This window comes from Arthrobacter sp. Ms25 (assembly GCF_059090365.1).
Genome location: NZ_JBNHFP010000004.1, coordinates 17,591 through 32,531, shown reverse-complemented (window position 1 = coordinate 32,531; position 14,941 = coordinate 17,591). Strand labels below are relative to the sequence as shown.

The 14,941-nt window shown below is 67.9% G+C and carries 12 protein-coding genes; 2 read left to right on the top strand and 10 right to left on the bottom strand.

Features of this window, described 5'->3' with window-relative positions; genetic code table 11:
• The 5 genes from AC5RT8_RS11620 to trhO form a co-directional block, all read right to left on the bottom strand.
• Complete coding sequence (locus AC5RT8_RS11620) at positions 1–1,023, bottom strand: Ppx/GppA phosphatase family protein (RefSeq protein WP_494095884.1); 1,023 nt, start codon at positions 1,021–1,023, stop codon at positions 1–3.
• A gap of 25 nt (positions 1,024–1,048) precedes the next feature.
• On the bottom strand, positions 1,049–3,784 hold the full coding sequence (gene topA, locus AC5RT8_RS11615; RefSeq protein WP_494095883.1) for a type I DNA topoisomerase: 2,736 nt from the start codon (positions 3,782–3,784) through the stop codon (positions 1,049–1,051).
• 167 nt (positions 3,785–3,951) lie between these two features.
• A complete protein-coding gene (locus AC5RT8_RS11610; protein ID WP_494095882.1) occupies positions 3,952–5,568 on the bottom strand; it encodes a DUF7059 domain-containing protein in 1,617 nt (538 codons plus the stop codon).
• 102 nt (positions 5,569–5,670) lie between these two features.
• Positions 5,671–7,401 carry an FAD-dependent oxidoreductase gene (locus tag AC5RT8_RS11605; protein ID WP_494095881.1) on the bottom strand — a complete coding sequence of 577 codons (1,731 nt, stop codon included), beginning with the start codon at positions 7,399–7,401 and terminating at the stop codon, positions 5,671–5,673.
• A gap of 402 nt (positions 7,402–7,803) precedes the next feature.
• Positions 7,804–8,697, bottom strand: a complete 894-nt coding sequence (gene trhO / locus AC5RT8_RS11600; protein WP_494095880.1) for an oxygen-dependent tRNA uridine(34) hydroxylase TrhO — start codon at positions 8,695–8,697, stop codon at positions 7,804–7,806.
• A gap of 83 nt (positions 8,698–8,780) precedes the next feature.
• Between trhO and AC5RT8_RS11595 the strand changes: the two genes are divergently transcribed.
• Positions 8,781–9,434 carry a GNAT family N-acetyltransferase gene (locus AC5RT8_RS11595; protein ID WP_494095879.1) on the top strand — a complete coding sequence of 218 codons (654 nt, stop codon included), beginning with the start codon at positions 8,781–8,783 and terminating at the stop codon, positions 9,432–9,434.
• Between the two features lie 68 nt (positions 9,435–9,502).
• The gene (locus tag AC5RT8_RS11590; protein WP_494095878.1) at positions 9,503–11,845 is read left to right on the top strand and encodes a DEAD/DEAH box helicase; all 2,343 of its coding nucleotides are present in this window, start codon (positions 9,503–9,505) and stop codon (positions 11,843–11,845) included.
• A 51-nt stretch (positions 11,846–11,896) separates the two neighbouring features.
• On the opposite strand, the gene AC5RT8_RS11585 is transcribed toward AC5RT8_RS11590, so the two are convergent.
• The 5 genes from AC5RT8_RS11585 to AC5RT8_RS11565 form a co-directional block, all read right to left on the bottom strand.
• On the bottom strand, positions 11,897–12,307 hold the full coding sequence (locus AC5RT8_RS11585) for an Rv3654c family TadE-like protein (protein ID WP_494095877.1): 411 nt from the start codon (positions 12,305–12,307) through the stop codon (positions 11,897–11,899).
• Between the two features lie 139 nt (positions 12,308–12,446).
• Entirely contained in the window at positions 12,447–12,851 is a 405-nt protein-coding gene (locus AC5RT8_RS11580; protein ID WP_494095876.1) for a TadE family type IV pilus minor pilin, read from the bottom strand.
• A gap of 10 nt (positions 12,852–12,861) precedes the next feature.
• A complete protein-coding gene (locus tag AC5RT8_RS11575; protein WP_494096400.1) occupies positions 12,862–13,329 on the bottom strand; it encodes a DUF4244 domain-containing protein in 468 nt (155 codons plus the stop codon).
• Between the two features lie 200 nt (positions 13,330–13,529).
• Positions 13,530–14,150, bottom strand: a complete 621-nt coding sequence (locus AC5RT8_RS11570) for a type II secretion system F family protein (protein WP_494095875.1) — start codon at positions 14,148–14,150, stop codon at positions 13,530–13,532.
• Positions 14,147–14,923 carry a hypothetical protein gene (locus AC5RT8_RS11565; protein ID WP_494095874.1) on the bottom strand — a complete coding sequence of 259 codons (777 nt, stop codon included), beginning with the start codon at positions 14,921–14,923 and terminating at the stop codon, positions 14,147–14,149. The genes AC5RT8_RS11570 and AC5RT8_RS11565 overlap by 4 nt, the downstream gene beginning before the upstream one ends.
• Positions 14,924–14,941 lie beyond the last annotated feature (18 nt).

The window sequence follows — 14,941 nt, the reverse complement described above, 5'->3', positions numbered from 1 at the left end:
TCAGCTGGACTCTCCATCGGCGGACGGACCTGCTCCGGCAGGCACGAGGAATTCCTCCCCTTCCATCGGCCCGCGGGGCAGGTCACCGGTAGTTTCGAAACGCAGGGTGTCGAACCGGCGCAGGATCAAACCCTCGCGCAGCGCCCACGGGCAGATCTTCAGCACCGGCACGTCGAAGGCCTCCATGGCAGCCTGGGCAACCAGGGCACCGGCGAGCATCTGCGGTGCGCGCAGCATCGAGACACCGTCCAGTTCGGCGCGGTCCCTGGCGCTCAGGGCTCCCAGCCGCTTGGTCCACAGGGACAGGTCTTCCAAGGTGAGCGCCCGGGGCACGAACGGGCCGGCGGCCGACGGCGCGGCCCCGGCGATGCGGGCCAGCGACCGGAACGTCTTGGAGGTGCCGGCAACAAGGTCCGGGCGGTCGAAGGCGGAAAATTCCTCCGCCGCTTCGGCCACCATGCCGCGGATGTACTTGCGCAGCTTCTTGATGCTCTTGGGCGACGGCGGATCCTCGGGGAGCCAGTCCCGGGTCAGCCGGCCGGCCCCGAGCGGCAGTGACCGGGCGATGTCCGGAAGCTCGTCCTGCCCCAGTGCCATCTCGAAGGAACCTCCGCCGATGTCCAGGTCCAGGATCGATCCGGCACCCCAGCCGTACCAGCGGCGCACGGCCAGGTACGTCATCGCCGCTTCGTCTCCGCCGGAGAGTTCCTCCAACCGCACCGGAGTTTCCCGGTGCACCCGGGCCAGGACCTCGGCGCCGTTGGCCGATTCCCGGATGGCTGAGGTGGAGAAAGCCAGCAGGTCCTGCGCACCGTGCCGGCGGGCGAAGTTCCAGGCTTCGTTGACGAAGCCGATGAGTTCCTCCTGCCCCTCCTCGCTGATCGCGCCGTCGGCATCCAGATAGGACACCAGCTGCAGCGGACGCTTGTGCGAGGCAAAGGACACGGGACGGGCACCGGGATGCGCGTCCACCAGCAGGAGGTGGACGGTGTTGGACCCGATGTCGAGGACGCCTAGGCGCATGTTTCCATTATCGCTCTGCCGGTCCCTACTTCTTTGCCGCAGCCTTGCGGGGTGCCGCGCGCTTCTTCACGGGTTTCTTCGCCGGGCCCTTCTCGCGCTTCTCCGCCAGCAGCTCAATGGCCTGCTCGCGGGTCAGCTCCTCGATGGCCGTCGAACGGGGCACGGTGATGTTGGTGATGCCGTCCGTGATGTACGGGCCGAAGCGGCCGTCCTTGACCACAATCGGCTTCTCGGACACGGGATCTGCACCGAATTCCGCCAGCGGCGCCGCAGCCTGCCGGCCGCCGCGCTGCTTGGGCTGGGAGTAGATCTCCAACGCCTGCTCGAGCGTGATGGTGAAGATTTCCTCTTCGGAACCGATCGAACGCGAATCCGTACCCTTCTTCAGGTACGGCCCGAACCGGCCGTTCTGCACCGTGATTTCGTTGCCTTCGGCGTCGGCGCCCAGGACGCGCGGCAGCTTCATCAGCTTCAGCGCCTCTTCCAGGGTGACCGTTTCCACGCTCATCGACTTGAAGAGCGACCCGGTGCGCGGCTTGACCTTCACCGGCTTTTTCGGCGGCTTCGGCTTGCCGTTCTTGTAGTACTCCACCGGCTGGTTGGCCAGCTCTTCCGCGGTGGGCTCCGGGATCAGTTCGATCACGTACGGACCGTAGCGGCCGTTGCGGGCCACGATGGTCCGCCCGGTCTCCGGGTCGGTGCCGAGGACACGCTCTTCGGGGGCAGCGGTCTCCATCAGTTCCACGGCCTTCTCGGCGGTGAGCTCGTCCGGGGCCAGGTCCTCGGGGACGTTGGCCCGCTCGGGCTCGGTCCCTTCGGGGGCGTCGGCGGGCAGCGGACGCTCCAGGTAGGGGCCGAACTTGCCTACGCGCAGCACAATGCCGTCGGCAATCTCGATGGAGTTAATGGCCTTGGCATCGATCTCGCCCAGGTCGTTCACGATGGTGTGCAGGCCGGTTTCCACCCGGTCCCCGTAGTAGAACTGGTTCAGCCACTCCACGCGTCCGGCCTCGCCGCGGGAAATGCGGTCCAGGTCCTCTTCGAGCTCGGCAGTGAAGTCATAATCCACGTAGTCCGTGAAGTGTTCCTCCAGCAGGCGGACCACGGAGAACGCGATCCAGCTTGGCACGAGGGCCTGGCCGCGGCTGGTGACATAGCCGCGGTCCATGATGGTGGAAATGGTGGCGGCGTACGTGGACGGGCGCCCGATGCCGAGTTCTTCAAGCATCTTCACCAGCGACGCTTCAGTGAACCGCGGCGGCGGGGAGGTTTCGTGGCCGCCGGCGGCGATGTCCGCTGCGGTCAGGGAATCCTGTGCCTTCAGCACCGGCAGGCGGGCGCCTTCGGTGCCCTCGGCCTCGTCGTCGTCGCGGACGGCGTCACGGCCTTCCTCATAGGCGGCCATGAAGCCGCGGAAGGTGATGACCGTGCCGGATGCCGAGAACTCGGCGTCGCGCCCGTCAGCGGACACCGCACCGAGCCGCACGGAGGCAGTGGAACCCTTGGCATCGGCCATCTGGGACGCGACGGTACGCTTCCAGATCAGCTCGTACAACCGGAACTCGTCGCCGCGCAGCGAGGAGGCCACCTGGGCCGGGGTGCGGAAGGAGTCACCGGCGGGGCGGATGGCTTCGTGGGCTTCCTGGGCGTTCTTGGACTTGCCCTTGTAGACGCGCCGGGCTTCGGGCACGTACTCGGGCCCGTACAGCTCCGAGGCCTGGCGGCGTGCGGCGTTGATCGCCTGATCCGACAGCGCCGGTGAGTCCGTACGCATATAGGTGATGTAGCCGTTTTCGTACAGCCGCTGGGCCACCTGCATGGTCACGCGCGAGGAGAAGCGCAGCTTGCGGCCGGCTTCCTGCTGCAGGGTGGAAGTAGTGAACGGTGCGGCCGGACGGCGCGTGTACGGCTTGGTGTCGACGGAGCGGACACTGAACGCGGCCGATTCCAGGCCGGAGGCAAGCGAAACGGCAGCTGCTTCGTCCAGGTGCACCGCGGTCTTGGACTTCAGTTCACCCCGGTCGGTGAAGTCCTTGCCGGTGGCTACACGGGCGCCGTCCACGGAGACCAGGCGGGCCTTGAACTTTTCGGCGGCTTCCGTGGCGAAGGTTCCCACGAGGTCCCAGTACGACGCCGCGCGGAACGCCATGCGCTCCCGCTCACGTTCGACCACCAGGCGGGTGGCGACGGACTGCACGCGGCCGGCGGACAGGCCGCGGGCCACCTTGCGCCAGAGCACGGGGGAAATCTCGTAGCCGTAGAGCCGGTCGAGGATGCGGCGGGTTTCCTGGGCGTCCACCATGGCGACATCAACATCGCGCATTTCCTGCAGGGCGCGCTGGATGGCTTCGCGGGTGATTTCCGGGAAGGTCAGCCGGTGCACGGGAACCTTGGGCTTGAGCACCTGCAGCAGGTGCCAGGCAATGGCTTCGCCTTCGCGGTCACCGTCAGTTGCGAGGTAGAGCTCGTCGGCGTCCTTCAACGCAGCCTTGAGCTCGGCCACCTTCTTCTTCTTGTCCGCGGACACCACGTAATAGGGCTCGAAGTCATTGTCCAGGTCCACGGCAAACTTGCCGACACCCGTCTTCTTCAACTCGGCGGGCAGGTCGGAGGGCTGCGGAAGATCGCGGATATGACCCATCGACGCCGTCACCTCGAAGCCTTCGCCGAGGTACCCGGCGATGGTCTTGCCCTTGGCCGGAGACTCGACAATTACAAGCTTCTTCTTGCCGGTCTTCTTGTCCGTTGCCTTAACTGGCACTGTTCTCCTACGTAACGGGGTGGTTCAAATGAGTTCGGGGCGCTTTGTTCCGGCGCTTTGGTGCATCGGCAGTCCGGTACATCCACAGACAGTATGCGCGATGCCCCAGCACTAGGGTAACCGGAAAGCACCGCAGGCACTGACCCGCACCAGGACAGGTGCGGGACCTACCAGCGGTCCGGAACGAGGAACCCGTCCAACACCAGATTACGCACTTCCGAGATCAGGTTTTCGCCAAACCCGGGTTCGGAGCGGTCCAGCAGCGCGGCCAGGGCCGAGACGATCTGCCCCACGGAGAGCTCGCCGTCGCAGGCCGACACGAACCCGGTGAGTTCCGTGCTCATGAGGTTGGTCCGCCGCAGCCCGGCGCCCTGGCGGAGCAGGATCACACCCGGATGCTCGGCGCCGGGCCGCTGGTGGCGTTCCTCGGTGACGTCGTCGGCAACCACAAGGTGCGCGTCCTCCAGCGTGGTTCGGCTGCTGAGCCAGTCGAACCGGCGTACGGCGGCATCCAGGTGGGGCCCCGCGGGTTGTTCAATGGGGTGGGTGATTTCCTCGAACCTGCGCAGCGGGTCAGCGCCGGGCTTCCGCCGTCGGCGCAACCACAGCGAGCCGAAGCCCACGGTCCCGACGTCCCGGGAGGCGAAATCCTTCAGGTAACCTTCGTACGCGGCGGCGTATTCCTCCCGGTTGCGTCCCTGGGCGGCGTCGCGCAGCCACATTTCGGCGTATTCGGGCGGGGTAAGGGTCTCGCGCTGGATGGCCCAGGCATCCGTACCCTCCGGCAGCCACTCCTCGAGGCGGGCGGACCATTCCTCCTCCCGGCCTGCGGGGATTTCCCAGTTGCCCAGCATCTGGGCGGTGCCTCCCGGCTTCAGGACGTCTTCCAGACCCGCGACCAGCGCGGCAACGATGCCGTCGCCGGCCATGCCGCCGTCGCGGTAGGTGTACCGTTCATCCTCACCGCCGGTGCGCGGGGTGATGACGAACGGCGGGTTGGAGACTGCCAGGTCGAACTTCTCGCCGGCCACCGGCTCCAGCAGGCTGCCCAGGCGGAGGCTGAACCGGTTTTCGGGCTGGTCCGGGTCGATGTCCAGCTGCGGCGCGTTGAGCATGAGGTTGAACCGGGCGAAACCGAGGGCACGCTCGGAAATGTCGGTTGCCGTGACGTGATCCGCGTGCCGGAGCAGGTGGAAAGTCTGGATTCCGCAGCCGGTGCCCAGATCCAGGGCTCGATCCACGGGTGCGCGGACGGTGAGCTGGGCGAGGCTGAGGGAGGCCTGTCCGATGCCGAGGACGTGGTCGCGGGGCAGCACGCCGGGACGCTGGTGGCTGCCCAGGTCGCTGGCGACCCAGAGATCAGCGTTGGGGTTGCCGGGGGAACCCGTACCGCCGTCATCCGTGCCGTAGGGGCGCAGGTCCACCGCCGCACGGAAGGTGCCGAAGATACGTCCGCGTTCAATCAGGCCGAGTTCCAGGAGGCCTTCCGTGCCGGTGCGGGGCAGTGCGGCGTCCAGCTCTGCCCGTTCTGCTGTTTCGCCCAGCAGCCAGAGCTGGACGGGAACGGCTATCCGGCGGGGAGATGCCGTCCGGGCCTCGGCGCGGCAGGCCAGCAGGGCGGGAACCAGCTGGTCCCGCTGCAGTGCTGCGGCCGCATCCTCCCCGAGGAAACCGGCCACACCGTCCACGGTGTATCCGGCCTCCTCCAGATCGGCGGCGAGCGCCTTGAGCAGCCAGATATCGCGGCTGCGGGGTGCGGAAGGAACGAAAGAGAAATCACTCACATTCCCAGTCTATGGCCGCGTTATCGGTGCTCCGGAACGGGCACCCGTGCCGGTGCCCGTTCCGTCCCCTGCCGTCCCTGCCCGGGATGGCGCCGGCCGGGGTTACCCCGCGAGTCCCTGCACCGGAAGCCCGGGTGCGGCGCCGGCGGACGTTGCGGGTGCCGCGGCGGGTTCCGCGGCGGAAGGCCCGGACGCCGCCGCATGCCGGGCAGCACGGTAACCGAAGACGACCGCCGGTGCGATGGTGGCGCCGGCCCCGGGATAGGTCCGTCCCATGACGGAGGCAGTGGTGTTTCCTGCCGCGTAGAGGCCCGAAATGATGCTGCCGTCCTCCCGGAGGACCCGTGCATCGGCATCCGTCACCAGTCCGCCCTTGGTCCCCAGGTCTCCGGGGTAGAGGCGCACGGCGGAGAACGGTCCCTTCTCCAACGGGCCCAGGTTCGGGTTGGGCTTCACCCGCGGGTCGCTGTAGTAGTTGTCATACACGGTGTCGCCGCGGTGGAAGTCCTCGTCGATGCCCGTGGCCGCAAAGCCGTTGAACCGGTCCACCGTGGCTTGCAGCGCTGCGGGCGGGATGCCCATTTTTTCGGCGAGTCCGGTGATTGTCCCGTCTTGAAGCAGCAGGCCCTGCCGCTTCCATTCCCTGCGCCCCTGCAGCAGGGCGTTGAACAGGTAGCGCTGGGCGTGCCGGGCGTCGAACACCAGCCAGGCGGGAGTGCCGGGAACCTTCCTGTTGTTCTCCAGCATGTGGTGGCCGAAGTCGACGTAGGACTCGGACTCGTTGAGGAAACGGTTGCCGGCTGCGTCCACCACCAGGGAAAAGGGCATGGACCTTTCGGCGAGGGTGAAGGTGACCGCACCTTTGGGACCGACGGTGGTGGGACCCCACCAGGCATCGTCCATCAGGGCCAGGGCTCCCCCGCGGGAAGCGACAATGTCAATCGCCTGCCCCAGGTCCCCTTCCGGCGCCGAGGAATACTCCCGCTCCAGGCCCTGGTATTTTTCCCGCCATTCGGCGTTGCGGGCAAAGCCGCCGGCACCAAGGACCACGCCCCGCTTCGCCCGGATCCTCAGGTCCCTCCCCTGCCGGCGGACGACGGCGCCCAGTACCGCGCCGTCGTCGTCCTCGACCAGATCGACCAAAGGAGCGGACAGCCAGACCGGAGTCTGCTGGTTCCGCACGATGTACATCAGCGAGGAGGCGAGCGCCCCGCCCAGACCGTACAGCCGCTTGCCACGCAGCAGCCCGCCGACGGTTCGGAAGACAAAGCGGGCGCCGCGGATGAAGCCGCTGGGGGTGGACCAGGCCCGGGAAAGCTCCCAGACGTCGTCGGTGGCCAGCGGGGCGGGAATGCCCGAGGCCGCCGGGCGTGACTGTCGAAACCAGGGTCCCAGCAGCTTGGTGTCGAAGGCTTTCACTTCAAGGGAACGCCCCACCATGCCGCCGGGACGGTCCGGATAGTAGTCCGGGTAGTCCTTCGAGCGCATCCACTGCACGCCGAGGCCGCCCAGGAACGTCACCACCTCGGGCACCGTGCGCAGGAACGCCAGCTTGCGTTCACGGGAGGAGGCAGGGCCGACGTCGGCAATCACCTCTTCCATATAGGTCAGCGCGTTCTGGGTGCTGTCCTGTACCCCTGCCTCTTTCATCAGGGGGTTGTTGGGCATCCACAGCCCGCCGCCGGAAATGGAGGTGGTGCCGCCCCACAGTTTGGTGCTTTCCACCACCAGGACGTCCAGTCCCTCGTCCGCTGCGGTGACGGCCGCTGTCAGCGCGGCGGCCCCCGACCCCACCACCAGGACATCCACGATCCGGTCCCAGTCTTCCGTCATCCCTGGTCCGCCTGCTGCAGTGTGCGTGACCGTCCCTGATGCGGTCGGACGGGAAACCTCCTGACCGCTGCCGTTTAGTCCGTCGCTTTGGCTAGCTGCTGTTTCCGCCACTTCAACTCCCCCGCCGTCATGCCGCGCCCGTTCCCGGTCCGCCCGGCCTCATGCCGGTTTCCGTGTCGGGCCTGTCGCGGGCCTGGGCCCGTGTGCGGGATGCTAACAGCGGGAATTGAAGAAGTACACCGTTTTCTTAGGCTGTGCCTAACTACCTCACCGTGCCGCGGGAAACGGGGTGAGTCGACAGCGGACCCGCCTCGTCACGGACGAGTATCGCGGGAATGGGAACGCCGGGCATTATCTTTCTCTGCCCGCTGTACGACCTGCACCTCGCCACCCTGGACCGGGTCAGGCGTCGCAGCCGTCCGGGCAGCGCAGCGTGGCCGGATCAGATGCACAGTCTGCGCAGTACAGCGTCAGCTTCCGGCAGGAGGGGTTGGAGCAGTTCTCGAACTTGCTCGTCGGCGCCGAGCAGCGCACACATTCTCCGATGGTCACGGCGTCGTCGGTGAATTCGGTGTGCATCCGCTTGTCAAAGACATACAGCGAGCCTTCCCACAGCCCCTTGTCGCCGTAGGTTTCCCCGTAGCGGACAATGCCGCCCTTCATTTGGTACACCTCGGAGAAGCCGCGGTTCACCATCAGGCTGGAGAGCACCTCGCAGCGGATGCCGCCGGTGCAGTAGGTGACCACGGGCTTGTCCTTGAGATCGTCGTACTTACCGGACTCAAGTTCCTTGATGAAGTCGTGCGTGGTGGACACATCGGGCACCACGGCGCCCTTGAACTTGCCGATCTGTGCCTCGAAGGCGTTGCGCCCGTCGAAGAAGACAACCTCTTCCCCGGCTTTTTCCTTTGCTTCGACCAGCTGGTGGAGCTCCTCGGGGCGCAGGTGCGTCCCGCCGCCGACCACCCCGTTTTCGTCCACTTTCAGCTCACCGGGTGCGCCGAAGCTCACGATCTCGTCGCGGACCTTCACGCTCAGGCGCGGGAAATCCTCCGCCGAACCCTCCGAATACTTGATGTCCATCTTCTTGAACGCGGGGTACTCCCGGGTCGCCTTGGCGTACGCCTTGACGGCGTCGAGCTCCCCGCCGACGGTGCCGTTGATGCCGTCCTTGGAGATCAGGATGCGCCCGCGCAGGCCCAGCTTCTCGCACAGGGCGCGTTGCCAGAGGCGGATAGCCTCGGGGTCGGAAAGAGGAGTGAAAGCGTAATACAGTGCAATTCGGTTCAGTGCCACTAGACAAGGGTAGACCGCAGCGGACACCGTCTATTCACCCGCCATCCATACCGTTCCCACCCTGTCGCCGCTAGTGTGCATCTATGAGAGCGCTGGATGACGATTTGCTGGAGATCTGGGTCTCCGGGTGGGCCCAGGCCCGAGGCTACCGGACCCGCCACGAGGGACGTTTCCCGGCAGCGCTGCTGCACGACCGGACAAATGACTGGGAGTACTTCGCCCTCGAGCCCTCCCACGATGAGTTCGCTGCCCTGGCTTCCTCCGCCAGGCACAGCCCCACCCGACTGTTCACCATCGTGACGACGCGGCTCCATGAGGTCCACGGGGCGGCCTCGGTGTACGGGCTGCAGATCCGTTCGACCGATGAAGTCCTGATGTGGGCCGACATGGCGGGCCAGGACATCGAGTTTCCCGTGCTGCCGTGGGACGGCTATGACACGGAAAGCACCCACGAAAACCAGGTCGGTGCGGTGACGGTGTTCGACGCGGGGCAGCCGATAGCTTCCGGACGGGTGGCCGTGACCGACGGTTATGCCGTGTTTGACCGGATCATCACGGAGCCCGAATACCGCCGCCGCGGGCTGGGCAGTTACGTGATGCGGGCGCTGACCGCGCTGGCGCTGGAGGACGACGCCGACGCCGGGCTGCTCATTGCGTCCATGGATGGGCAGGAACTGTACCGGTACCTGGGCTGGGAGTCCTTGGCCGCCGTCGTCATGTTCGAACCGCGGCTCTGATTCCCGCCGGCGGTTCCCCCGGCAGTGAACATGCACCGCCGCGGATTCCGGGGTGGAAGAATGAGCATGTGGCACTTCATGATTCCCTGATTCCGCTGCTGGGCGGCGGGGCCGAGCCCGAGCAGCTCATGCACGTGCATCAGATTCCTGCGCGTCTGGCCGTCGCTGCGCCCTGGCCGGAATGGGCCCACCCCGACGTCGTCGCGGCCTACCAGCGCCGCGGCATCCAGGAACCATGGGCCCACCAGATGGAAGCCGCAGAGGCTGCCCATGCCGGAGAGCACACCATCATTGCCACCGGCACCGCCTCCGGAAAATCGCTGGCGTACCAGCTGCCCGTCCTCGATGCCATCCACCGCACCTCACTCGATGACCGCGCCACGCTCGAGCCGTCCGGCGCCGTCGCCCTGTATCTGGCGCCCACCAAGGCGCTGGCAGCTGACCAGCTCGCGGCGGTGAAGTCGCTGCAGCTGCCCACCGTGCGCGCCGAGACGTACGACGGCGACACGGACACCGGCGCGCGGCGCTGGATCCGGGACCACGCCAACCTGGTGCTCGCCAACCCGGACATGCTGCACTTCGGCGTGCTGCCGAACCATGCCTGGTGGGCCCGGTTCTTCCGCCGGCTGAAATACGTCATCATCGACGAAGCGCACAGCTACCGCGGGGTCTTCGGCTCGAACGTCGCCAACCTGATGCGCCGGCTGCGGCGCATCTGCCGCTATTACGGGGCCGATCCGGTGTTTATCGGCGCCTCGGCCACCTCCGCTGAACCGGCGGACTCCTTTAGCCGGCTGATCGGAGCGCCGGTCACGGCGGTGACCCAGGACCGTTCCCCGCACGGTTCCACCACTGTGGCGCTGTGGGAGCCGCAGCTGACCGAGCTGAAGGGCGAAAACGGGGCCCGGTCGCGGCGCACGGTGGTGGCGGAGACGTCGGATCTGCTGGCCAACCTCGTGTCCGCGCAGGTCCGCACCATCGCCTTCATCAAGTCCCGCCGCGGAGCGGAAACCATTGCCACCATCACCCGTCGCCTGCTGGACGAGGTGCATCCGTCCCTGCCGGACCGGGTGGCGGCCTACCGTTCCGGTTACCTGCCCGAAGAACGGCGGGAACTCGAGCGGCGGCTGCGCAGCGGCGAGCTGCTGGGCATCGCCAGCACCTCGGCACTGGAGCTGGGCATCGACATCTCCGGACTGGACGCGGTGCTCGTTGCCGGCTGGCCGGGCACCCGCGCCTCCCTGTTCCAGCAGATCGGCCGGGCCGGGCGCTCGGGCCAGGATGCGCTCGCAGCTTTCGTCGCCAGCGACGATCCGCTGGACACGTATCTGGTGCACCATCCCGAGGCGATCTTCGACCTGTCCGTGGAGGCAACCGTCTTCGACCCCTCCAACCCGTACGTGCTGGGCCCGCACCTCTGCGCTGCCGCGGCCGAACTGCCCGTGACTCCCGATGAACGGGAGCTGTTCGGCCCCACCGCCGGCGGATTGCTCGAACAGCTGGTGGACCAGGGCTACCTGCGGCGCCGGCCCTCCGGCTGGTTCTGGACACATCCGGAAAGCGCCGCCTCCATGGTCAACCTGCGGGCCGCCGGCGGAGGTCCGATCAACATCGTGGAAACCGAAACCGGCACGCTGCTCGGCACCATGGACTCCCCGCAGGCCCAGTACCAGGCACATACCGGCGCGGTCTACGTCCACCAGGGGCAGACGTACCTGGTGGACGAGCTCAACGAGGCCGACCACTGCGCCATGGTGACGCGGACCAACCCGGAGTTCTATACCCAGGCGCGGGACATCACCCAGGTGGAAGTGCTGGAAACGGACCGGACCGAGGAGTGGAACGGCATCCAGGTCTGCTTCGGCACGGTGAAGGTCACCACCCAGGTGGTCTCCTATCAGCGCAAGGCCCTGATCTCGAACGAAATCCTCGGCGAAGAACCGCTGGAGCTGGAAGCCAAGGAACTCTTCACCAAAGCCGTGTGGTTTGTCATCGACGAGAAGTTCCTGGTCTCGGCCGGGCTTGCCCCCGCCGATTTCCCGGGCTCCCTGCACGCCGCCGAACACGCGTCCATCGGCATGCTGCCCCTGGTGGCCACCAGCGACCGGTGGGACATCGGCGGGGTGTCCACCGCCCTGCATGCCGACACCGAGAAGCCGACCATCTTCGTCTACGACGGGCACCCCGGCGGCGCCGGTTTCGCCGAGCGCGGCTACGAAGCGGCGCGGATCTGGCTGGCGGCGACCCGCGATGCCATCCGTGCCTGCGAGTGCGACGGCGGCTGCCCTTCCTGCGTGCAGTCTCCCAAGTGCGGCAACAAGAACAATCCGCTGGATAAGGCGGGTGCAGTCACGCTGCTGAACGTGCTGCTGGACCACGCACCGGACCAGGCCCTGGCCCTGACCTCCTAACCCGCCGCCCTAACCAGCGTGGTCCTAACTGGGCGGTCCTCACCCAACCTCCTACCCCGGAGGGCCTGCTCGTGCACGTGCTACGGCGGGGACCGGCAACGCGGGAACGTGCACCTCGGTTTCCACGGTGAGCGTGCGGCTCTCCACATCGACGGTGCAGGCGCGAAGGGAAGCGTTGTTTCGCGCCGCCACCTCGCCGGCCACGGCACACGCGTCCCCGGACCCGGTACCGCTGTCCGAGCCGGAAACGAGGCCGGGGCCCGGGCCGGTGCCGGGGTCCAGGCTGGTGCCTAGGCCAGAGCCGGAGCCGGAGACGACGTTAGGGATGGGGAGGGCAGGACCAGAAAGGCCGCGGAGTGCATCCGCCCCGGCGAGCGCCGCCAGGTCTGCGGCGGTAGCCGACCGGACGGCTGCGACCGCCGCCTGCACCATCACCAGCGCAATCATCGAAAAACCCAGCAAAACCAGGCATATCCCGATCGCGGCGACTGTCCCTGCACCCCTGTCCTTTGGATCCCGGTTGCTGCGGCCCTGGCCGTTCCCGGCGCGGCTGCCCGGAACGATTGCAGCCCTGCGCTCTTTCGCGCACCGGAACCTGCCCCTATCCGGCGGGGTGGACGCCATCGGGCAGGCCTCCGTCCCCGGGAAACGCCACGGCGTCTGCGGAAAGCTCCAGGGGCAGCAGGGTCAGCACAGGAAGCTGCAAGGTGCTGTGGACCCGGACGACCGTCCACGGCCCTTGTTCTGAAAGGACCAGCCGGGCCGACGTGCCGGCCAGCCGTTCCACGGCTGCATCGGCGGCCGCCGGATCCGCCCGCATGATCTCCCGGGCCGCAGCATGCGCAGCCTCCTCCAGGCGCAGCTGCGTCACCCCGGCGGAAATGCCGGCGAGCCCTCCCACCAGAACGAGCACGACGGCCGGCAGAGCTACGGCAAACTCCGCTGTGACTGCACCCCGTTCCCGTTTACGCTCCCCCGGCCGTCCAGCGCCTGTTCCCCGTCTCACCGGACCGCACTCAACCCAGGGTCAGTGCTGACCGGATCAGGGACACCAGCATCGACCGGACTTCGTCGCTGCCCAGCACCACCGCCAACAGACCCGCAAAGGCTACGGCTGCCAGTGTGGCAATCGCATATTCCGCCGTGGCCATCCCCGCTTCCCGGTTCGACCATGCCCGGAGGCTGCGCACGGGGTCGGATGCCTCCCGGTCCGGCACGGCGCCCCGGGTCCTGGCTGCCGAACCTGCCCCAGTGGGGGTTTGCGGGGCCGTTCGGACACCCCTGTCCCCGCTGTCATCAACGGAAGCCTGCTTTACCAGCGTGAGCCGCCGGACCAAGGGCACGGCCCGCCCGGACAGACTATGCACGCCGTGGCTTCCGTCCGTCCATGGATCTGGACACGCACCGGCGTTACCGGAACGTCCTGCCGTCGGTTCCGCGGCGGCCGCCGGTTCCGCGCCGCCCTGCGGAGATCGCCGGGTCATCGGGGAAGTGTGTCCGAAGGATGCGGGTATCAGTGCCATGGTTTTCCTCCTGCTGGATAGCTCTGCGGAATTCGATCCTGCCGCCGGCCGTCCTCTGGCGGTGTTCCCCCGCTGCTGAATCGAATAACCGGAGGGAGGCAGCAGGTTGTGGAGGAGTGCAACTCTCCCGGGTGCCGGCTTCATGCGGCCAAAGCAACCCTTCAGTTCCCGCCCGGTAACAGGGAGATCAGCAGCGGCACCACTGTCAGGGCCACAAATGCGGGAAGTGAGCACAACCCCAGCGGCACCACCAGGCGGACGCCCAGGGCTGCAGCACGCCGCCTGTCCGCTGCCTGGCGCCGCCGCCGGAGAGAGTCCGCGTGCGAATAGAGCACCGCCGCAGAGGGCGCGCCGGTTGTCGCTGTGAAACGCAGGGCCGGGCCGAGGGCGCCGAGCGCCGATCCGGACTGAACGGCCCGAATCCCGTCCGCAGTGCCCTGCTGGATCGGATCCGGAGTCGGGCCGGGGGAAGTGCCCGAGGCAAGCTCCCACGCGGTGTCCCACGGTAGGCCGAGGTCCAAGGCGCCCACGAGGCGGAGGAGGTCCCGGGCCGTGGCCGGATCGGTGCCCTCGGCCAGGGTCTGCAGGGCAGAGGCCAGAGGCTGCCCGGCCTCCAGCATCGCTGCGGTCAGGTCGAGCATCAACGCCGGATCGCTGACCGCACCGTGCCCGGCGGATCCGGACACGGTGCCACGCTCCCGGGGGACCGGCGGCCGGCCGGGCAACGCCAGCAGGAGAACCGCCGCTGCAGCCAGGCAGGCAAAAACCGCAACGCCGCTCATCGGGGCTCCGGCAGGACCGGGCCCTCGGCGCTGCGCACGAGTCTTGCTGACCACAGGCGTCCCGCCAGCCAGAAACCGCCGCCTGCGGCTGCCGCCGCCCATCCCAGCGGTGTGGCGGCCAGAACCTGCAGCGGATTTCCGCCCAGCAGGTAGCCAAGCAGGATTCCGGCGGCCGGAAGCCAGGTCAGCAGCCGCATTGTCGCCCGCGGACCGGCCAGAGCGGCGGCACGGTCCGCGGCTGCGTCGCTGGCTGCGTCCAGCTGCGCGGCGTAGCGGGTCAGTACGGCTGCCAGCGGGGCGCCGCTGCGCTCGGACACCCGGACGCAGGCGGCCAGCCCGGCCCACAGGTCCTGGATGATCTGCTCCGGTCGCTGCGCGCCGGAGCCGGAACGGGCCGGCGCACGCCCGGGAGGAGCGGGACCGGTACGGGCGGCTCCGGCCAGGACCGGGACCGGGCTGAATCCCAGTGCAGCCGCGGCCGCTGCGGCCTGCAGCACGGGCGCGAAGGGATGCACTGTCGTTCCCTGTGCCCGTCCGGCTTCGTAGAGGGCGGCCACGTCCGACCAAATCCGGTGGGCCGGGCGTCCTGCCGATAGAAGGCCGGCGAGTTCGCGGACCAGGAGCGCAGGAGCGTCCCCGTCCAGGCCGGCCCGACGCTGGCTCCGGCGGACAAACCGCCGGACGGTGTTCCGGCCGGGAGCAAACGGACGTCCCGGGATCCTCCACAGCACCACCGCTGCCGCGAGCAGCACCGCTGTCCTCAGACCATCCACACGTATACCGCCGGCGCT